The organism is Candidatus Hydrogenedentota bacterium (genome assembly GCA_012730045.1).
GTDB lineage: Bacteria > Hydrogenedentota > Hydrogenedentia > Hydrogenedentales > CAITNO01 > JAAYBR01.
Genome location: JAAYBR010000059.1, coordinates 35387 through 55480, shown reverse-complemented (window position 1 = coordinate 55480; position 20094 = coordinate 35387). Strand labels below are relative to the sequence as shown.

Sequence of the window (20094 nt, the reverse complement as noted above, 5' to 3'; positions counted from 1 at the left end):
TCCGAATCTTTCGCGGGCCCCGGTCTGGAAGGCGCAAGCAAGCTTGCGCACTCCAAGGCGCGCGTTGCGCGCGGGGGGCACGGACGGCATCCTCAGTTCCCGTCCTTCTTCGGCCAACCGTCTCAACCCCGGAGTTGCACAGAGCGAAGCCCCTTGGAGTGCGGCAGCTTGCTGCCGCCTTTCTTCGCGCGGGCTCGCCCGCGCGGGGGCGCGGCGATTCTCCCCGCCACGATCTCCACCGTGCGGGGCTGCCTTGAGCGGGGGGGAGGGCGTCCGATAGAATCGCGGCGGGGCGCGGCGTGCGCCCCGGGTTCCGTTTCGGCGTCCGCAGCCCCGAAGGATGAGCAGGATGAAGCGTTTCTTATGGCCTTCCGTTTTGGGTGTCCTGGCTGCGGTGCTGCCGCTGGCGGGCCTGCCCGCGTTCGCGGCGGACGGCGGCGCGCCGCCGCGCGTGATCGCCTCGCGGGCGGACAGCGCCCCCGTGGCGCCGGAGGACATTGGGACGGAGGAGATTGTCTTCGTCAAGCGCAGGCCCTTCTCCTCGGACCATTACTACACGGACATAGACAACGGCACGTCCCCGGACCGTTTCGACCCGGCGAACGGCGTCTATGTGTTCAACCTGCGCACGGGACAGGAGCGCCCGGTGGTGACCGCCGCCGCCCTGCCGGGGGGAAGCGGGGTCATCGGCAAGATCAGCCTTTCCTTTGACGGCCAGAAGGCGCTTTTCGATTACCGGGAAAACCGCGCCTCCGGATTCCGCGTTTGGGAGGTGAGCCTGGACGGCTCGGGGCTTCGGCAGGTTTCCTTCCCCCCGGCCGATGAGGCGGAGAAGGCCGCCCGCTGGGGCAAGCCCTGGCACACGGACGACATCCACCCGGCCTATCTTCCCGACGGCCGGATCATCTTCTCGTCCACCCGCTGCGAGCACACGGTGCTCTGCGGCGGCTCGGCCCACCTTACCGCGCCGGTCCTCCACCGCATGGACGCCGACGGGGGGAACGTGGAGCAGTTGAGCGAAAGCCTGGTCAGCGAGTTCTGCCCGTTGGTCCTCGACGACGGGCGGGTCATGTACCACCGGTGGGAGTATGTGGACCGGGGCGCGCGGGTCAGCAAGACCGTCTGGTCCATGAACCCCGACGGCAGCCGGCCGCAGGAGCTTTACGGCCTGGCGGACGACACCACGACGGTCTACATGTACCCCCAGCCCCTGCCGGGGGACGACCGCCGTTTCGTGTGCGTCGGCACCTGCCACTACCCGCAGGGCGGGTGTCTCGGCGCGGTCATGCTGGTGGACCCCGGCAACGGCAACCGGGAACGCGGACCCGACCCGGACGAGGAGGGCTATGTCCAGGGGGACGACCGCTACGCCGTGACCAACCTCACGCCGCATGTTTTCATCGAGCGGCGGACAGAGCCCGGGTGGCACTTCCTCGCGGAGGACGGGAAGTATGCGCATGACGGGGAGGGCACCTCCGGACACCTGTACTCGACCCCCTTCCCCGTCACCGCGGACCGCTTCCTGGTCGCGTTTAAGGAAAACCCCGCCGACCACCGGCAGAACACGCCGAACGCCTACGCGCTCTGGCTGCTCGGCGCCGACGGCTCGCACCGTTTTGTGCACGGCGACCCCGCCCTGTCCTGCTGGCACCCCCTGCCCGTGCGCGCGCGGACGACCCCGCCCGTGATCCAGCCGCAGGGCAACCCCGCCCTCGCCGCGCAGAACGAGGCCCTGTGCGTGCTGGTCAATGTCTACACGGGCATGGACGGCGTCGCCCCGGGCGAAATCAAGTGGCTGCGCATCAACGAGGCCGTCCCGCGCTACTGGGACACGGGCCGGCGCTGGGATCCGAGCCTCAGCAGCGCCGGGTGGAAGGCCGCCCTGTGGCCGCGGGTGCAGTGGGGCGTCGTGCCGGTGGAGGCCGACGGCTCCGCCTACTTCCGCGTGCCCGCCAACCGGAACCTCTTCTTCCAGGCCCTGGACGAGAATTTCATGGAGGTCCAGCGCGAGCGGACCTATGTCAACTACAAGCCCGGCGAGACGCGGTCCTGCGTGGGGTGCCACGGCCAGCGCAACCGCTCCGAGCATCCGCTGCTGGAGGGCGGGCAGCCCCTCGCCCTGCGCCGCGCCCCCAGCGCGCCCCAGCCCCAGCCCTGCGACCTTGCGGAGAACGGCGGCGACGGCCGCGCCGGACAGGTCATCCACTACCCCACGGACATCCAGCCGGTCTTCGACGCGAAATGCGTCTCGTGCCACGGGGAGAAGGACCCCGCAGGCGGCCTGAACCTGCGCGGCGACCTGACGCTCTACTACAGCGTCTCCTACGAGGAGCTGGGGAAGCGCGAGCTGGCCGGGCCCCTCATTGCCGAGTTCACCTCCTACTCCAAGGGCGACCAGGGCAACTATAACGGCGCGTACCTGCCGCCGAAGAGCCTCGGTGGACATAGGAGTGAGCTCATCGCCCTGCTGTCCGACCCCGGCCACCCCAAAAACGCCCAGGAGAACCACGCCGTCCTCCTGACGGACCGTGAGAGGATGATCTTCCGCCGCTGGGCCGACACCAACTACCAGTTCTACGGCAGCTACTACGGCCGCCACCACTCCGACTGGGCAAACCCCGAGAAGAAGGACCGCGACTACAACGTGGCCGACTTCCGCCGGAAAGCCACCTTCGACGAGGCGGTCAGCATGTTCGCCCCCGAGTGGCACCGGTAGGAGGATGCGTTTTCCCAGACGGAGACCCAGGGCCCGCAGAGGGGGAAAGCCCCTCAGCCGCCTGTGGGCGGCGTGACAACATCGCCGGCCAGGTGCTGCGCGATGAGGTCATAGCCGGGCGCCTTGAAGTGCCCCTTTGTCCCCTGCGGCGAGTCATTGAAAAACAGCTCCTCCTCGGGGAGGCCCGCCTCCTCGAAGAGGCGTTCATAGTCCAGGGCGCGCACCCCGGCGGCCTCCAGCCGCTGCAGCAGCCCCTCCCTCACGGTTCCCCCGCAGGTTGGCAGGATCACGACGTGGAAGGCAAGGCCCGGTGCCTGCTCCTTTGCGGCCTGGCTGCATTCCACGATGAGGCGAACCAAAAGGTTCAGGGCGGCGTCCTGCCGGCCCTTGACGGGGGCGCGGGCCGGCAGGCGGCGCTCAATGAACTGGGCCAGGTGGGTGGGGTGAACGCGCTGAAAGAAGAAATACTCCAGCGGCGACCGGCTGCGAAAGGTGCCGCGATGAACGATCTGCCCGTCGTGGTCCTCCAGCCACGGAAGGGGGTAGGCCCAGGTGGCCAGCACCGGGGGTGTGCCTGCCAGCCGCTCCAGATGATGGCCCAGGAAGGAATAGACGACGACGCCCCTGCGTGCTGAAAACTCCCCCAACACATTCTTCTCACAGATTTGCAGCCACATGTGCTGCGGTCCATACCCGCTCACCCCGTAGTTGAACGCCCGCCACTCCGGCGCGTGCGCGCAGAAGCGCGCGGGAAGTGTCTCCTCGTCCCGGACCCCCTGTCCGAAGGTCATGGAACAGCCAAAAAAGGCCGCAATGTTGGATTCCCCCCCCTCTTGACGGTCACACGGCGTGACACGGCGTCCGGCGTCGTCGGTTTCGGCGGTCACATCGTAAATCAGCTTTTCCCCCCAGCGAACATGCAGCCGGACAGTGCTGTTTCGCGGAAGCACCCGGCCCATCGCGCCCCCGTCACTCACCGCCCCCTCCGCCTCCTGCCAGAAGAGGGAATGCGTCGAGCCGGAGGAAAGCCCGGCCTTGAGCCGGAGCGCACCCTCCGCCGCGACAAGCAGCGCGGCCACGATCAGGAAACCGAGCAGGACGGCGGCCGCGTTCGCAGCCCAGCCGCGCAGTCTTCCCGCTCGTGTCTGTGCTGTCATGCGCCGCGCCTCCCGTGATTGGCCTCTTGACGGCCGGGGCGAAGCCGCATGGTAGCATGGGAAAACCGCCGCTTTCCATGACCGCGCCGGTTCGTTGATTGAACGCCCGGCCCGTCTGCTGGCAAGATGGTGCCATGTTCCTTTCACGCACGCCGGGCAGGGCCTTCCGCCTGCTCTTTCTTCCCGGGCGCCGCCGGCGCCTCCGGGCCTGGCTGCGCCACCGGCGGGCGCTGCGCATGCTGGCGCTGGCGGAGGAGGACATGCGCCTGGGCCGGTGCGCGGCCCGGACGCGGCCCGTCTACCTGGTTCTCGACCCGGGGCCGGTGTGCAACCTGCGCTGCCGGTTCTGCCCCACGGGCAACGGCGAGGGGGCGCTGGTCCGGGAGTTCCTCGCCCCGGAGACCTTCGCAAGGCTGGCGAAGAACCTCCCCCTCGACACGCTCTGCGAGGCGAATCTCTTCAACTGGGGCGAGCCGCTGCTCAATCCCCACCTGAACGGGTACATCCGGTTCTTCGCGGACCTGGGCATCCAGACGGTGGTCCACGCTAACTTCAGCGCGCGCGACTATGACGACGCGTGGCTCGAGGCGCTGGTCCGGTCGGGCCTGCACAGGTTTGTCGCCTCGGTGGACGGGGCCTCGCAGGAGACCTACGGCGCCTACCGGGTCGGGGGCGACTTCGACCGGGTCCTGCGCAATCTTTCGGGGCTGGTGCGGGCACGCGGCCGGCTCGGCATGACCACCCCGCAGGTGCGCTACAAGATGATCCTCAACCGGGTCAACCAGCACGAGGTCGAGACGGCAAGGCGGCTCGCGGAGTCCGCCGGGGCGGAGTTTGAGCTGCAGGAGGTCTTCGGCATGCCGGAGGCCTTCCGCGACGAGTGGCTTTCTGACAGCGCCCGGGAGAGGGGCGGCACCGGACTGGTGAGCGCGGTGGACGCCGGCGGACACGCCCCGGTGCCCACGGAGTGCCGGCAGATGTGGGACACGGTGGTCGTCAACGCCAACGGCGACATGCACGTCTGCTGCCAGGTGCACCGCCCGGGCTGCGCCGTGGGCAACCTCCTGCGGGACCCCTTCGAGGAGGTCTGGAACGGGGAGAAGATGCGGGCGCTGCGCGGGTTTGTGCTGAACGGCGGCCCCGCCCCCGGCTTCGAGAACTTCTGCGCCTCCTGCGCCTTTCTGTGCCATGCCTACCGCAGGGCGCAGGGGGAACCGGCCGGTCCCCGCGCGACTTGAAAACGCCCCCTCCGGGCGCGATACTTTCCCGGTGTTCCGGTGTCAACTCCTGGGAGGGCTCCAAGCCATGCCGAACGTCCGCCGTATTCTGACTGTTGCCTGTCTTGCCTTTGCGGTGTCCTTCGCCGCGTTTGCCGGGGAGACGGACCCTGAGGCCCGCAGCCTGCTGAAGGCGTGGCAGGACGCCGCCTTTGGGATATCCGCCGTGCCGCCGGTGTCCTTCACACTGGACGGCACCCCCTCGGCGGCGCTGTGCGCCAACTGGGTACAGGCGCAGACGGAGGAGTCCGGCGAAACCGTGACAACCTTCGTGCGGAAGCTGTCCAACCCGGAGGGCACCCTCGAAATCCGCCTGGAAGGGAAAGCCTATCATGACTATCCCGTCATTGAGTGGACCGTGTTCCTGCGGAACACGGGCGCGAAGGACACGGGCATCTTTGAAAAGCTCCGGTCCTGCGACACCGTGCTCGGCCTCTTCGGCGGCGACCCGCTGACGCTCCACCAGAACAAGGGGGACACCTGCACGGCGGACAGTTTTGAGCCGTTCCAGACGGCGCTCGCGCCGGGGGCGGAGATCCCGGTCGCCAACACGGGCGGACGTCCCACACAGACCGCCTTTCCGTACTTCAATCTGGAGGGGAAGGGCCGGGGCGTGATCTTTGTTGTGAGCTGGGCGGGCCAGTGGGAGGCGCGGTTTAGCCGCGCGGCGGACGGCGCGGTCCGGCTGGAGGCGGGCCAGCAGGAGGTCCATTTCCGCCTGCACCCGGGGGAGGAAGTGCGCGGGCCCATGACGGTCATGCAGTTCTACACCGGCGACCGCCGCCGCGCGCAGAACGTCTGGCGGCAATGGATGATCGCGCACAACCTGCCGCGTCCCGGCGGCGCCCTGCCGCCGCTGCCTCAGCTCGCGGCGTGCAGCTCCCACCAGTACGGCGAGATGATCCACGCCGACACGGCCAGCCAGATACTGTTCGTGGACAAGTACCTGGAGCGCGGCCTCCGGCTGGACTACTGGTGGATGGACGCGGGCTGGTATCCCTGCGACGGGCAGTGGCCGAAGACGGGGACCTGGGAGGTGGACGAGACGCGCTTTCCCGGAGGCCTGCGGCCCATCACGGACCACGCCCGCAGGAAGGGGGTGCGGAGCATCGTGTGGTTCGAGCCGGAGCGCGTGCACAAGGACACCTGGCTCACGGAAAACCACCCCGAATGGGTCCACGGTGGCAGGGACGGCGGGCTGCTCAAGCTGGGCGAGCCGGAGGTCCGCGAATGGCTGATCAACCACGTGGACAAACTCATCACGGAGCAGGGGATTGACCTGTACCGCCAGGATTTTAATATGGACCCGCTGGACCACTGGCGGAAGAACGACGCGCCGGACCGCCGGGGCATCACGGAAATCCGCCATGTGGAGGGCTATTTCGCCTACTGGGACGAGCTGCGCCGCCGCCATCCCAACATGCTGATTGACTCCTGCGCCAGCGGCGGGCGGCGCAACGACCTGGAGACCCTGCGCCGGGCCGTGCCGCTCCTGCGGAGCGACTACATCATGGAGCCCACCGGCAACCAGTGCCACACCTGGGCGCTGGCCGACTGGTTCCCCTTCTTCGGCACGGGCTCCTCCAAGACAGGCGACTACGAAATCCTGAGCACCCTGTGTCCGCACTACATCGCCTGCTGGGACCAGCGCGACGACGCGATTGACTTTCCCCGGATCAGGGGGCTGGTGGACCAGTGGCGCGCCTATGGAAAGGACTACTTCGGCGACTACTATCCCCTGACGGCGTACAGCCTCGACCCCGCCGCGTGGATCGGATGGCAGTTCCACAACCCCGAAACCGGCGGGGGCACCGTCCAGGTTTTCCGCCGCGAGAAGGCGGAGGACGCCGCGCGAACGCTGCCGCTGTCCGCCCTCGCCGCCGAAAAGAAATACCGGTGCTGGAACACGGCCCATCCGGAGGCCGCAACGGTTCTGACGGGTTCCGCGCTCCTGTCCCCCGGGCTGGAGATCGCGCTGGACGCCGCGCCGTCGGCCGCCGTCTGGCGGTACGAAGTGACGGAGTGACACTGAAACCGACCTCTTCGGAGATATGAATGCCGAGGCACCTTTTCCTGACCCTTCTCGCGCTTGTTTGCGTTCATGCGGCGTTGGCGGCGGACAGTCTTCCCGTGGCTGTTGGACGGTTTGAGCAGCAAGTCCACGAGCCCCACACCACGGCGCAGGGGCTGCCGTCCAACGACGTGTCGCGCGTGTGGGTAAATGAGGCGGGCCGGGTCACCGCGCTTACGGCGGAGGGCGCAATCCGGCGGGAAGGGGACCGCTGGGTGCCCGCGCCGGATGCCGCGCCCCCGGACACGGCGCCGCTGGACTCTAGACAGCGCGCTTCTCTTCTCCAGGCCGCCGGCGAGAGCGCCGTTGTCAGGGGCGCGGCGCGGCGGGACGCCGAATGGGCGGCGGCCGCCGACACGGGCCTCTACACGGGCGACGGGCTTGCGTGGGAGCTGGCACTGCCCAGGGAAGGCGCGGTGCGTTGGGCGCCCGTGGATGTCCGCGCCGTGGCCTTTGACCCCTCCGGGGCGCTGTGGTTCGCCGCGCCGCAGGGCGTCGGGTGCCGCACTCCGGACGGCGCATGGCGCCTGTTCACGGGCGAATACGGCCTCCCGTTCAACGACTTCACCTGCCTGGCCGCAGGCCCGAAGGGCGTGTGGTTCGGCACCACCAACGGGGCGGTCCACTTCCGCGACGGACAATTCTCCTTCCGCCAGGGGCGGCGCTGGCTGCTGGACAACACCGTCCGCGACATCGCGGTGGACGCGGAGGGGAGCGCGTGGATCGCCACGGCGGCCGGCATCTCCCGCATACGGACCATCCCGATGACCCTGTCCGAAAAGGCCGCCTTCTTCGAGGAGGAAATTGAAAAGTACCACCGCCGCACCCGCTTCGGGTATGTGAACCCGGCGGAGCTCTCCATTCCCGGCGACAAGCGCACGGCGGTTCCGGTGTTCACGGACAACGACGGGCACTTCACGGGGCTGTATCTCGCCGCGGTCAGCTTCGGCCATGCGGCCACGGGCCGCGAGAAGCTGCGGGACGACGCCCGGAACGCCTTCCGCGCCCTGGCTTTTCTCGGCGAGGTGACGGAGGGGGGCACCCACCCCGCGCCGAAGGGATTCATCGCCCGCGCCGTCAAGCCGACCTTCGAGCCGGACCCCAATCCGGACTTCGACCTGGCCTATGACCGGCGGCGCAATGCGGCGGACAGACTGTGGAAGATCATCCAGCCGCGCTGGCCCGTGGACGCCACGGGGGAGTGGTACTGGAAGAACGATTCCAGTTCCGACGAGCTCGACGGGCACTACTTCGGGTTCGCGGTGTACTACGACCGCGTGTGCAAGACTGAGGAGGAGCGCGAACCCGTGCGCGCGGCGGTCCGGCGGATCACGGACCACATCCTGGAGCACGGGTACAACCTGGTGGACCATGACGGCACCCCCACGCGCTGGGGGCGCTTCTCGCCGGACGACCTGAACCGCAACCCCGCGTGGTGCGACGAGCGCGGGCTGAACTCCCTCAGCATCCTCACCTACCTCTCCGTGACGCACCACATGACGGGCGATGAGAAATACCGGCGGGTCTATCTGGAACTGGCACTGGATCAAGGCTACGCCATGAACGGCATGACCCAGCCCAAGGCCCTGCCCGGCCCCTTCGACGCGGGCCACCAGCCGGACGACAACATGGCGTTCATGAACTACTACCACCTGATCCGCTACGAGACGGACCCGAAACTGCTTAACATGTACCACCACGCCATCCACCGGCACTGGCAGCACGAGAAACTGGAGCGCAACGCCTTCGCGAACTTCATCTACGCGGCGTGCTGTCTCGGCAAGACACGCACCGACCACTGGGGAACCACCGATCTGTCGCTGCCCGCGCACGGGTTTGAGGACGCCGTGGACACCCTCCGCCGCTACCCGCTGGACCTGGTGGACTGGCCCATGTCCAACGCCCACCGGATTGACCTGCTGCCCCTGCGCGGCGATGACGGCGCGCCGACCGGTTCCGGCGGCCGCCGCGACGGGCAGGTCTTCCCCGTTGACGAGCGGCATGAGGTGTACTGGGACCTCAACCCCTGGGCGCTGACCTACGACGGAAAGGGCACCCGCCTGCGCGAGGGCTTCCCCTACCTGCTGGCGTACTACATGGGCCAGGCCCACGGGTTTATCGCTTCGGACACACCGTAACCGGCGGAAGACCCCGGTCTCCGCCGCGGGAGAAATCATGAAACCGACCCTTCTCGCGCTTGCTGTTGTGCTTGTTTCCGCCGTCTCTTTCGCGCAGACGCCGGGCGCGCGCTTTTACGTCGCCCCGAACGGCGATGACAGCGCCTCGGGGGTGAACCCCGCCGCCGACGCCGCCCCGCAGGACGGGCCGCTGGCGACGCTGGACGGCACCCGGGCCGCCGTGCGCCGGCTCATCGAGACAACGGGGCTCCCGCAGGGCGGGGTGGAGGTGCTTGTGCGCGGGGGCGTCTATCCCGTCAACGCCGCTGTGCGCTTCGAGGCGGCCGATGCCGGCCGCGCCGACGCCCCGGTGGTCTACCGGGCGGTGCCGGGGGAGACGGTCATCCTTTCCGGCGGCCGCACGGTGGGCGGATTCGTCCCCGTGTCCGATCCCGACGCGCTGGCGCGCCTTGTCCCAGACGCCGCGCCCCATGTGCTCCAGGCCGACCTGCGCGCCGCCGGAATCACGGAATATGGGGCGGCCGACGATGGCACGCTGCAAGTCTATTTCCGGGGGCGGCCCATGACGCTCTCCCGCTGGCCGGACGAGGGGTTTGTCAAAATCGCCGGACTGGTCGAGAAGGACGGGCACCAGATCCACGGCATCCCCGGCAGCACCACGGGCAAGTTCCACTATGAGGAGGACCGTCCGGCCCGCTGGACGAAGGAGAGGGACGCCTGGCTCCACGGGTACTGGTTCTGGGACTGGTCCGACCAGCGGCAGAAGATTGCCGCCATCCTTCCGGAATCGAAAACGATAGAGCTGACGCCGCCCTACCACACCTACGGCTACCGCGTGGGGCAGTGGTACTACGCCTTCAATCTCCTCTGCGAGCTGGACCGCCCCGGCGAATGGTTTGTGGACCGCGAGAAGGGCCTGCTCTTCTTCTGGCCCCCCGATACACCGGGGGAGGGGGATGTCATGGTGTCCAAGGCGGACACGGCGGCGGTGTTCGCGGACGCGTCCCATGTCACCCTGCGCGGACTTGTGTTCGAGGGCTTCCGGGGCACCGTGGTCTCCGTGTCCGGCGGCGCGGGCGTGCGCGTCTCCGGATGCACCTTCCGCAACGGCAGCGGCGGCGCGGTGTCGGCGGAGGGGGGCGCGGGGCACACCGTGGCCGGCTGCGACATCCACGGCATGGGCCGCAACGGCATCCGCCTCTCCGGCGGCGACCGCACCACCCTGACCCCCGCCGGGCACGCGGCGGAGAACAACCACATTTGGGACTACGGCCGCTGGAGCCGCATGTACCAGACCGCCATCTCTCTCGACGGGGTGGGCAACCGCGCGCTGCGCAACCTGATCCACGACGCGCCGCACATGGCCGTCGGCTTCGGGGGCAACGACCACCTCATCGAGGGCAACGAGATACACCGCGTCTGCCTGGAGTCCAACGACGCCGGGGCCATCTACGCCGGGCGCAACTGGACCATGCGCGGCAACGTCATCCGGGGAAACTATCTCCACGACATTCAGGGATTCGAGAACAAGGGGTGCGTGGGGGTGTATCTCGACGACATGTTCGCGTCGGCGGACATTGTGGGGAACCTGTTTGTCCGCGTGACGGCGGCGGCCTTCATCGGCGGCGGGCGCGACTGCGCCATCGAGAACAACGTCTTTGTGGACTGCGTCCCGGCGGTGCATGTGGACGCGCGGGCGCTGGGCTGGGCGCACTACCACGCCGACGAGTGGATCGCCGAGGCGAAGGAGAAGGGGACCCTCTCCGGCATCGCCTACACCAAGCCGCCTTACAGCGAGCGGTATCCCGAGCTGCCCCGCATCCTCGAGGAGGACCCCAAGGCCCCCCACGGCATCCGCATCGCCCGCAACGTCTGTTCGGGCGGAAAGTGGGACCGCATCGAGGAAAAGGCGCTGCCGGGCATCGTGTTTGAGAACAACCTGCTGGAGGGCGACCCGGGCTTCGTGGATGCCGCCGCGGGCGACTACCGGCTCCGGCAGGACTCCCCGGCGTTGGCGCTGGGCATCACCCCCTTTGACCCGGGAAAGGTCGGACTGTACCCCTCGGAGGACCGGCCCGCCGCGCCGTGACGGGGCGCCGGTCAGGCGGGCGTTGGGCGCGCCAGATGCCGGTCCATCCAGTCCAGGATCAGGCGCCGCATCTCGGGCAGCTCCTCGTGGGCGCAGTCGAACAGCTCGATGCGGCAGTCTTCCGCCTTTCCGGCGGCGGCGTAGAGCGGCAGGACCCGGTCGCGCACCCGCTCCACCCCGCGCGGGGGAGTCAGCTTGTCCTCCCGGCCGTTCAGGCTGAGCCGGGGCCGCGGTGCGATGAGCGCGTTGATGTCCCCCGTGGAGAACTCCTTGAGCAGGTTTGGCACATAGTAGTAGATGCCGTGCCCGCCCAGGCCCCTCTCCTCGATGAGCGTGTCGAAGTCCGTGAGGCAGCACAGGTCCATGCAGCAGGCGACGCGGGGCTCCAGCGCGGCCAGCCACCACGCCTTGGTCGCCCCCATGGACATGCCGAAAACGCCGATGCGGTCCGGGTCCACCAGGGGGTGCTCCGCCAGCCAGCGGAAGGCCTGCCACTCGTCAAAGAGCATCATGCCGAACAGCACCCGGCCCTTCCAGAGCATCTCCTTGAACGTGTCCGACTCGCCCCGGCCCCCGTCGTCCGGATAGGGCATCCGTTCGCCGAAGCACCAGCTGTCTATGGCGAGGGTGACAATGCCCCGTTTCGCCAGCTCCGGCGCGTAGGCCCCCTGCATGGCCCGGGTGCCCGCCAGCAGTTCCTCCTTGCCCACGGGATAATCCCCGCCGTGCCAGTGGATGTACAGCAGGCCGGGGGCCTTCTCCCGCGCGTTGTCCGGAACCAGCAGCAGGGCGGGGACTTTCTGGAGGCCGTTCAGGTCCAGGGTCAGGCGCTCCAGCGTGAAGCCTTCGCGCCTCTCCGGGCTGCGGCGCTCCGCCGACGGGGCGCGCCGTTCCGGGAGGTCGCCCAGCAGCCGCCACAACGCGGCGCGGCGCTCTCCCGGACCGCCATGGACATGTTTCCCGGGCACGCCCGCTCCCTCCGTTTTGCCTGCCGCCAGCGCGGCGGCCGCGGCCGCGCCGCCGCCCAGCACTTCCCGGCGGGAAAGCCCCCTCCCCTCCGGCGCCGTTCCGTCCGCGTTTAACGCAGGTCGCTCCATTTCTGCCCCGTGATCTCCCGGTACCGATCCAGCGCCCGCTCCCCCTCCTCGCAGACGATGAGATGCCCGTAGAAATAATCATTTGGGGGGGTGTGCACCACAATGCGGCACCAGCGTCTGCCGAACAGCATTCCGCGCTCCAGGGTAACCTTGCACACCGCGTATCCCGCCCGGACTTCCCGGGGGGGGATCTCGAACTCCAGGACAATGTCCTCCCCCGCCATTTTCATCACGCAGAACTGCTCCGAGCAGAACGCGTGGGCGTACCAGACCAGGGGGGTGGCCAGCGCCAGCGCGGCCAGCAGGGAAATCCACCGGGCACTCCATCCGATTGGTTCCCCGGGATGCTGCCGCTGGAGCGCGCGGTTGGAGAGGATATACACCGTCACCGCCAGGAAAAAGGCCGTCAGCCACAGGATCGCGTACAGGACAACATAACTGTCCGGACTTTCGGCCATGATGACCTCTGGCGAGGAAGGACTCATGTCATGCGGCGCCCCATGTTGACAAGATGTCCCATTATAGGCACGGGCTGGTGAAATGGCAAGATACCCGCCGCCCGCGAACGCCCCGGTTTGCCGGAGAACGGGGAGGCGCGTCCGCGGTCCGCCTACTTCCGGCCGCCCCCGCGCCTGCGGCGGACCCGGGGGAGGACTTCCCACAGCAGCAGGCCCGCGGGCCCGCCGTAGAGCAGGGCCATGCCCCACCAGGTGCCGGTGAATCCGGTGAAGTCGCGGCGGCGCTCCCAGGGCCACCAGACGGCGCAGACACGCCCCAGCAGATTGCCGCGGGGCACCCATCCGTAGACGCGGCCGTCGCGGCTGGCGCCGCTGTTGTCGCCGAGGCAGAGGTAGTGGCCCTCGGGGACGACGCTGAGGTCCGGCGTGTCCATGACGCCGTAGACCATGCGGGGCATGGAGAGCAGCGTCAGGTGGCGGACCGTGTTAAGGGACTCGCGGCTGAGGCCTTTGCAGATTTCCCGCATTTCATCCGGCGTCAGGGCCGCGACGTCGCGGTCCCGCACGGCGGGATGGAAGCGGCGCATGTCGCGGTAGAGCTGCTGCACGGGTTCGTGGCGGGGGTTGAGGATGTCGAGGGGCTCGTTTTTTTTGGCCAGCATCAGGAACTGGCGGAGGAGAACCTCCTTCTCCAGCACCCACTCGGTGGTGTACTTGACCGTGTCCGCCATGTCCTCCGGCAGCGGCGTCTCCACGCCGTTCACAAACACCTTTCCATTTTTCAGCAGGATTTTTTCGCCTGGCAGGCCCACGATCCGCTTCACGAGCACCGGGAACGGGGAGTCGGGATCCACGGACCGGAAGACCACGATGTCCCACCGTTTGGGTGCGGCCCAGTTCCACAGCCGCACCGTGGTGAAGGGGATGCGCGGGCCGAACAGGAGTTTGTTGGCGATGACGCGGTCGCCGCCGCGCTCGGCCCCGTGCAGGGTGGGCTCCATGGAGCCGCTGGGAATGACGTACTGGTCGAAGAGGCAGCCCTTGGTCACGAAGACGGCGGCGATGACACCGATCCACGCCAGGAGGTTGCGCCGGTTCCACGGGCCGGTGAACACCTGAACCCACAGCACCCAGCGCGGGGGCGCGGTGCGGGGCGTGTCCGCCGCGGGGGCGTCTGGGGCGTCGCCGCTGATCAGGTGTCCTCCTCGTTGACCTTGAGGAGCGCCATGAAGGCCTCCTGGGGCACCTCGACGGTGCCCACCTGCTTCATGCGCTTCTTGCCCTCCTTCTGCTTTTCGAGGAGCTTGCGCTTGCGGGTGATGTCGCCGCCGTAGCATTTCGCCGTGACGTTCTTGCGCACGGCCTTCACGGTCTCGCGCACGATGATCTTCCGGGAGATGGCCGCCTGGATCGCGATCTCGTACTGCTGGCGGGGGATGAGCTTGCGCAGTTTCGACGCCAGCGCCCGGCCCAGGTACACCGAGTTTTCCCGGTGGACGATGGTGGACAGCGCGTCTATGACATCGCCGTTGAGCATGATGTCGAGCTTCACGAGGTCGCCGGGGCGGTTGCCGATGATGCGGTACTCCAGGGACCCGTAGCCGCGGGTGCAGGATTTCAGCTTGTCGTAGAAGTCAATGACGATCTCCGCCAGCGGCATCTGGTAGACCGCCATGCAGCGCTTCCCGTCAATGTAGTCCACCCGCACGTGGATGCCGCGCTTCTTCTTGCACAGCTCGATGACCGTGCTCAGGTACTGCGTGGGGCAGAGGATGTCCGCCTCGATGTACGGCTCCTCGATCGTCTGGATCTCGCCGGCCGGCGGCATCTGCGACGCCTTCTCGATGACCGTCACGGCGCCGTCCGTCGTGGTGATGGTGTAGGCCACGTTCGGCATGGTGACCACGAGGTTCATGCCGAACTCGCGCTCCAGCCGCTCCTGGATGATCTCCATGTGGAGCAGGCCGAGGAAGCCCAGCCGGAACCCCAGCCCGAGGGCGTCGCTGCTGTCCGCGTGGTACTGGAACGAGCAGTCGTTCAGGTGCAGCTTGTCCAGCGCGTCGCGCAGCTCCTCGTAGTCCGTCGCGTTGGCCGGGTACATGCCCGAGAAGACGACGGGCTTCACCTCCTCGTAGCCCGGCAGGGCCTCCGCCGCGGGCTGGTCGAGCGCCGTGAGCGTGTCGCCGATGCGGGTGTCCTCGAGGGTCTTGATGTTGCAGATCACATAGCCGACCTCGCCCGCCGCCAGCTCGTCGCAGGGGACCATTTCGGGCTTGAGGGTGCCGATCTCCACCGCCTCGTAGCGCATGCCGGTGGTCATCATCATGACCCGCTGGCCGCGGCGCAGGACGCCGTCCTTGACCCGCACGAAGACGATCACGCCGCGGTAGATGTTGTAGACCGCGTCGAAGATGAGCGCGCGCAGCGGGACATCCCGTTCGCCCCTGGGCGCGGGGATCCGCGCGATCACCGCCTCCAGCACCTCCCCGGTGCCGAGGCCCGACTTCGCGCTGGCGAGCACCGCGTCGTCCGCGGGAAGCCCGATGACCTCCTCGATCTGCTGGCGCGTCCCGTCCACGTCCGCCGCGGGCAGGTCCACCTTGTTGATGACCGGGATGATCTCCAGGTTCTCCGCCACGGCCTTGTAGGCGTGGGCGAGGGTCTGCGCCTCCACGCCCTGGGCGGCGTCCACCACCAGCAGCGCGCCCTCGCAGGCCGCCATGGCGCGGGAGACCTCGTAGGAGAAGTCCACATGCCCCGGCGTGTCAATGAGGTTCAGCTCGTACTCCCGGCCGTCCGCGGCGGTGTAATTCATGCGCACGGCCACCGACTTGATGGTGATGCCGCGCTCGCGCTCGATGTCCATGTTGTCGAGCGTCTGCTCCTTCAGGTTGCGCGTGTCTATCGTGTTCGTCTGCTGGAGCAGCCGGTCGGCCAGGGTGGACTTCCCGTGGTCAATGTGCGCGATGATGCAGAAGTTGCGGATGTTTTCCCGGGGTACGCTCATTCATTCCTTTCCTCGGGCGTCCGCCGGCCGGACGCCGCCCGAAACCTGGCGCAGCACGCGCAGGCTCCGGAAATCCGTTTCCAGCTGCCCGGCTGTGAATCTGGCCATCAGCTCAAACACCGCCTCCGCCGGCGGGCCGGCGGCGGGCGGCGCGCCCTCCGAGGCCATCCGGCCCAGGGCCGCCACCTCCTCCGGACCCACCCGCCGGTTTCCCAGGGACTCCGACAGGCCGTGCTCCCACGAGAACCACCGCGCCGCCTCCGGGCCGCGGCCCGTGTCCGCGCACGCGGCCAGCTCCGGGGCCAGCCCCAGCGCCGCCAGCAGGCGGTACGCCGCCAGCGCCGTGAGGCCGCGCACGTTGTCCGGGGCGGACTCCAGCGCGCTCAGGCCGTCCACGAGCGCCCCGTACAGGATCTCCGAGGGGGCGTCCTCCCCCGCGGCATGCAGACAAATCTCCAGCAGAAACGCGGCGTGGGCGAAACGGTCCACGTCGCGCTTCAAACCGCCCCAGACGTCCAGCGGGGACACCTCGCCGAGCGTCTGGACGGACCGGCCGTCCTTCCAGTAGCACACCAGATCCACGCGGTTGAAGGTGTCCAGCACCGGCGCGAAGGGGCTCTTTCTGCCGCGCATGCCCTTGGCCAGGCACGCGATCCGCCCCCGGTCCGGCGTGAGAAAACTGACGATCGCGCTGGTGTCGCCAAAGTCCACCTTGCGCAGCACTATGCCTTCGGTTTTGAGCTGGGACAATCCCGCCTCCAGCGTTGGGGGGTGCTGGCCGCCTCGGTTCGGAAACACGCGGCGAAATCATACCATCGTGCCCCTCAAAGGCGCAAACGGCGCGGGGCGCGGAAGCCCGGTTTCCGGTTGAAAACGGGGCGGAAATCGCCTGGGGAGAGAGCGGTCCGCGCGGGCAGGCCCGCCTCTCTGTCCATCCCGTCCATAGTGTCCATATCGTCCCCCGCATTCCCCCGCCCCCCCGGCCTGCGGTACACTATCCGAACCTCCCCGGAAAAACGGGGTCTCACAGGGAAAGGAACGCACCATGGCCGCGCCCCCGGACGGGGTGGAACCCCCCGCCGCCCTTGACGACAAAGACCTGGTTCCGCGCGCCGCGGACCGGGACATGGAGGCTTTTGCCGAGTTGATGCGCAGACACCAAAATCATGTGCACGCCCTGGCGTGGCGGCTCACGGGAAACCGCGAGGACGCCCGCGACCTCGCGCAGGAGGCCTTCCTGCGCGCCTGGAACAGCCTGGGCGGATTCCGGGGCGACGCGGCCTTCGGCACCTGGATGCACCGGATCGTCGTCAATCTCTCGCGGAACCTACACCGGGACCGCACCCGCAAGGGCCGCGACCGCGAGGTGGCGGCGGGAAACCCCTTTGACGGGGACGCCCCGATGCGTGAAGCCGTCTCCGGGCCCGCCGACTCCCCCGCAAAGAACGCCGAGGCGGGGGAACTGCGCGAGGCGCTGGGGCGGTGCCTCGGCGGCCTGACGCCGGAGTACCGGGAGGCCTTCGCCCTGCGGGTGGAGCGCGACATGGACTATGCGGCCATCGCCGCCGTTCTGGAGTGCCCCGTGGGCACCGTGAAATCGCGCATCAGCGAGGCGCGGCGGCGGCTGGCCCTCTGTCTGGAGCGGCGCGGCGTGCTGGAAGGAGGCCGGACATGATTTCCCCGGAACTGCACGAGCAACTGTCCGCCTACCTGGACGGCGAGCTGGACCCCGAAGCCCGCGCCGCGGTGGAGCGCCTGCTGGAGGAGCAGCCGGAACTCCGCGAAGCCCTGGACCAGATGCGCCGCGTGGACGAACTGGTTCGGCAGGCAGCCCCCGAAGCGCCCGGGGAGCTGGTCCGCGACACGCTCCACGAGATTGACGAGGCCGCCCCCACCCGGGTGACCGTGCGGTTTCGCGGGGCAGACGAGGTGCCAAAGCGGCGCAGTCCCGCCCAGTATCTCGCCGCCGCCGTGATGCTCTGCGCGGGCATGGCCGCGCTGTGCTTCTACCAGACGCAGTCCGCCCGGTCCCCGCGCGACGCGGAGATGCTCATGGCGCGGCAGGCCGGGGAGGCGCCCGCCCAAACGCCTGCGGCGGAGGGGGGAAAGAACGAAGTCTTTCCGGTGATGCTGATGGAGGAGGCGCCGAAGGATGCGGCGAAGGCGGTGCCCGCGGCGGCGGCCCAGGACATCGCCGCCCCGGCGGAAACCGTTGCGGATGCGGACCCGGCGCAGGCCGAAGCCCTGCCCCAATCCGCCCCGCCCGCCCCCGGAAGCGGGGGAGGGGCGCCCGCCGCCCCGCAGGAGGCCGCCCCCCTGGCCGAGGCCGTGACGGCGGAGCAAAGCGCCCCGCCGACAGTCTCCCGAAACCGGAGTTTGATGTCCAAGTCCGCCGTGCCGGAGAAAGGGGAGGCGGGCCGGGGCCAGACCACGCCCACCGCCCCCGCCCCCGCGCCTGCGGCCGCCCCGGCGGCCCCCGCCACGGGACAGGACCGTCCGCCCGCCCCGGCGCAGTCCCCCGCCACTCCCAAGCCCCAGCCCACGGACACGGGCGGATCCTTTGGCCCCGGCGTGGCGCTGGGCCGCGTGGTCGAAGGCAAGGTATTCCTCCAGACCCCGGACGGATGGATGGAACGGGGCTACGCGGGCGAGAAGGTCACCAACCTTTCCCGGGGCGATGATGCCTTCAAGAAACTGCTTGCCGAACACCCCGCCGTGGACAAGATCAGCGCCCTCGGCGGCGTCGTGCTTTTCCGCTTCGACACCACCTGGTACTACCTCACCGGCGAGGATATACAGTGACACGAATACCACATGCGTCACGATTACTCAAGGAAATTCTGGAAATCGAAAACAGAACACTGTGATAGGTCAGACAGGAATGTTTCTTTGGGGATTTATTGACGGTGAGGATGTTTTTGGTGGCGGAGGAATAGCAGATTTTACAAATGCCCTCCCTTTGTTGTTTTCGATGATCTTTATTGTATTAGTCATGGAGAATGTATGTGTTACAGCGTGATACACAGATAAGACGATATCTTGAAGCTCCTGATCATCTTCGAGCCTTTCGATAAAAAGGCCCTCTGTTATTAATTCATCGCGCGTTATATGTCGTGAGTGGCTCTTGTGTTGCTTGTGATCTGAAAGCCATTCAGCAATGTGCTTAGATTTCTTTTTTGCATCGGCTTCTTCTTGGAACATGTTTTCCTGTAACCACTTACATACGAGGTGCTCGGATCGTTGGGATGCATTTTGACATTGCACTAATAAATCTGGCCCGTATTGTGATAGCATAGGAGCCCAGGCTGCGAGAGCATTCTTATCCTGTTTGCACTGAAGTAACGCCAAGTCAAACTGATCCAAAATTGCCTGAGCGGGTACCATTCGCACGCCAAGTGATGTGGAGAGAACCAATTGTGGATCGATAGGCCCCAAGAAAGAGTGCTTTCCCATCAGTATTTTGTTTGAACAACATGCAATCATGCATGCAGCTGACATTGCCATCATTGGTACTACAACTCGAATGTCGTCATACTTTGACCGAAGATAACTGACAAATGCCGCAGCCGCTTCCAAGGAGCCGCCAGGGCTATGAAGAATAAGGTCGAGGCTTGGGCCTTCCAACTCGTGGACAACCTCCATTAAACCTTGTATGTCTTCATCTGTGATTGAAAGAAGATTCGGGTCGATTGGCAAACTCCCTTGAAGAAACCGAGTTGCGTACAATATGACGGGGCGCTTTGTCTTTTCAGCCATCTGGATCAGGTATTTCCTTCGCACCCGATCCCATGCAGACCCTTCACCTGGCTCCTCTTGGGCTTTATGGAGCTCCTTCAGGATACCTCCCCACGTTGGCATATTGTTTCTCTCCCTATCCTAATATGAGCACAGGCGGCCCCGTGTTGTGTCAGACCAAGTTACCGTTGGTGATGCCTCCTCATTCGAACCAGCGATGACAGCGTAAGATTCTTGCGCTTCCTGCGCGGTCTTGCAGATTTCAAAGATATCTGCCACTCCAGGGTACCGCATGGCGTCTCGAAGCAAGGCTTCTATCTTCGACTCGCTGGGAGTCTGTTTCGGACTA

At 67.4% G+C, this 20094-nt stretch carries 14 protein-coding genes; 7 read left to right on the top strand and 7 right to left on the bottom strand.

What is annotated here, in order from left to right:
- Window positions 1–349: 349 nt before the first annotated feature.
- A complete protein-coding gene (locus GXY15_06050) occupies window positions 350–2716 on the top strand; it encodes a hypothetical protein (protein ID NLV40773.1) in 2367 nt (788 codons plus the stop codon).
- A gap of 53 nt (window positions 2717–2769) precedes the next feature.
- Here GXY15_06050 and GXY15_06045 read toward each other — a convergent pair whose 3' ends face one another.
- Window positions 2770–3873, bottom strand: coding sequence for a hypothetical protein (locus GXY15_06045; GenBank protein NLV40772.1), 1104 nt, complete (start codon window positions 3871–3873; stop codon window positions 2770–2772).
- A gap of 134 nt (window positions 3874–4007) precedes the next feature.
- Here GXY15_06045 and GXY15_06040 point away from each other — a divergent pair, with 134 nt between their 5' ends.
- The 4 genes from GXY15_06040 (at window position 4008) to GXY15_06025 (ending at window position 11448) form a co-directional block, all read left to right on the top strand.
- The gene (locus tag GXY15_06040) at window positions 4008–5111 is read left to right on the top strand and encodes a radical SAM protein (GenBank protein ID NLV40771.1); all 1104 of its coding nucleotides are present in this window, start codon (window positions 4008–4010) and stop codon (window positions 5109–5111) included.
- A gap of 67 nt (window positions 5112–5178) precedes the next feature.
- Window positions 5179–7176, top strand: coding sequence for an alpha-galactosidase (locus GXY15_06035; GenBank protein ID NLV40770.1), 1998 nt, complete (start codon window positions 5179–5181; stop codon window positions 7174–7176).
- 29 nt (window positions 7177–7205) lie between these two features.
- Complete coding sequence (locus GXY15_06030; protein NLV40769.1) at window positions 7206–9359, top strand: hypothetical protein; 2154 nt, start codon at window positions 7206–7208, stop codon at window positions 9357–9359.
- A 37-nt stretch (window positions 9360–9396) separates the two neighbouring features.
- Window positions 9397–11448 (top strand): hypothetical protein, encoded by a 2052-nt coding sequence (locus GXY15_06025; protein ID NLV40768.1) that lies wholly within the window; start codon window positions 9397–9399, stop codon window positions 11446–11448.
- An 11-nt stretch (window positions 11449–11459) separates the two neighbouring features.
- Here the strand turns inward: GXY15_06025 and GXY15_06020 are convergent, their stop codons facing one another.
- The 5 genes from GXY15_06020 to recO all read right to left on the bottom strand — a co-directional run bounded on the left by GXY15_06020 (window position 11460) and on the right by recO (window position 16808).
- The gene (locus GXY15_06020) at window positions 11460–12545 is read right to left on the bottom strand and encodes an alpha/beta hydrolase (GenBank protein ID NLV40767.1); all 1086 of its coding nucleotides are present in this window, start codon (window positions 12543–12545) and stop codon (window positions 11460–11462) included.
- Window positions 12527–13003 carry a hypothetical protein gene (locus tag GXY15_06015; GenBank protein ID NLV40766.1) on the bottom strand — a complete coding sequence of 159 codons (477 nt, stop codon included), beginning with the start codon at window positions 13001–13003 and terminating at the stop codon, window positions 12527–12529. The genes GXY15_06020 and GXY15_06015 overlap by 19 nt, the downstream gene beginning before the upstream one ends.
- Before the next feature lie 152 nt (window positions 13004–13155).
- The gene (gene lepB, locus GXY15_06010) at window positions 13156–14118 is read right to left on the bottom strand and encodes a signal peptidase I (GenBank protein NLV40765.1); all 963 of its coding nucleotides are present in this window, start codon (window positions 14116–14118) and stop codon (window positions 13156–13158) included.
- Between the two features lie 77 nt (window positions 14119–14195).
- Window positions 14196–16010 (bottom strand): elongation factor 4, encoded by a 1815-nt coding sequence (gene lepA, locus GXY15_06005; protein NLV40764.1) that lies wholly within the window; start codon window positions 16008–16010, stop codon window positions 14196–14198.
- Entirely contained in the window at window positions 16011–16808 is a 798-nt protein-coding gene (gene recO, locus GXY15_06000; GenBank protein ID NLV40763.1) for a DNA repair protein RecO, read from the bottom strand.
- A gap of 247 nt (window positions 16809–17055) precedes the next feature.
- Here recO and GXY15_05995 point away from each other — a divergent pair, with 247 nt between their 5' ends.
- Together GXY15_05995 and GXY15_05990 are read left to right on the top strand one after the other, a co-directional pair.
- Window positions 17056–17685, top strand: coding sequence for an RNA polymerase sigma factor (locus GXY15_05995; protein ID NLV40762.1), 630 nt, complete (start codon window positions 17056–17058; stop codon window positions 17683–17685).
- Window positions 17682–18812, top strand: coding sequence for a hypothetical protein (locus tag GXY15_05990; protein ID NLV40761.1), 1131 nt, complete (start codon window positions 17682–17684; stop codon window positions 18810–18812). Before GXY15_05995 ends, GXY15_05990 begins: the two co-directional genes overlap by 4 nt.
- 69 nt (window positions 18813–18881) lie before the next feature.
- Here the strand turns inward: GXY15_05990 and GXY15_05985 are convergent, their stop codons facing one another.
- The gene (locus GXY15_05985) at window positions 18882–19868 is read right to left on the bottom strand and encodes a serine protease (GenBank protein ID NLV40760.1); all 987 of its coding nucleotides are present in this window, start codon (window positions 19866–19868) and stop codon (window positions 18882–18884) included.
- Window positions 19869–20094: the final 226 nt, after the last annotated feature.

Coding starts and splice junctions, on each gene's coding strand:
- GXY15_06050 (NLV40773.1), top strand. CDS start 350: ATGAAGCGTTTCTTATGGCCTTCCGTTTTGGGTGTCCTGGCTGCGGTG.
- GXY15_06045 (NLV40772.1), bottom strand. CDS start 3,873: ATGACAGCACAGACACGAGCGGGAAGACTGCGCGGCTGGGCTGCGAAC.
- GXY15_06040 (NLV40771.1), top strand. CDS start 4,008: ATGTTCCTTTCACGCACGCCGGGCAGGGCCTTCCGCCTGCTCTTTCTT.
- GXY15_06035 (NLV40770.1), top strand. CDS start 5,179: ATGCCGAACGTCCGCCGTATTCTGACTGTTGCCTGTCTTGCCTTTGCG.
- GXY15_06030 (NLV40769.1), top strand. CDS start 7,206: ATGCCGAGGCACCTTTTCCTGACCCTTCTCGCGCTTGTTTGCGTTCAT.
- GXY15_06025 (NLV40768.1), top strand. CDS start 9,397: ATGAAACCGACCCTTCTCGCGCTTGCTGTTGTGCTTGTTTCCGCCGTC.
- GXY15_06020 (NLV40767.1), bottom strand. CDS start 12,545: ATGGAGCGACCTGCGTTAAACGCGGACGGAACGGCGCCGGAGGGGAGG.
- GXY15_06015 (NLV40766.1), bottom strand. CDS start 13,003: ATGGCCGAAAGTCCGGACAGTTATGTTGTCCTGTACGCGATCCTGTGG.
- lepA (NLV40764.1), bottom strand. CDS start 16,010: ATGAGCGTACCCCGGGAAAACATCCGCAACTTCTGCATCATCGCGCAC.
- GXY15_05995 (NLV40762.1), top strand. CDS start 17,056: ATGGCCGCGCCCCCGGACGGGGTGGAACCCCCCGCCGCCCTTGACGAC.
- GXY15_05990 (NLV40761.1), top strand. CDS start 17,682: ATGATTTCCCCGGAACTGCACGAGCAACTGTCCGCCTACCTGGACGGC.
- GXY15_05985 (NLV40760.1), bottom strand. CDS start 19,868: ATGCCAACGTGGGGAGGTATCCTGAAGGAGCTCCATAAAGCCCAAGAG.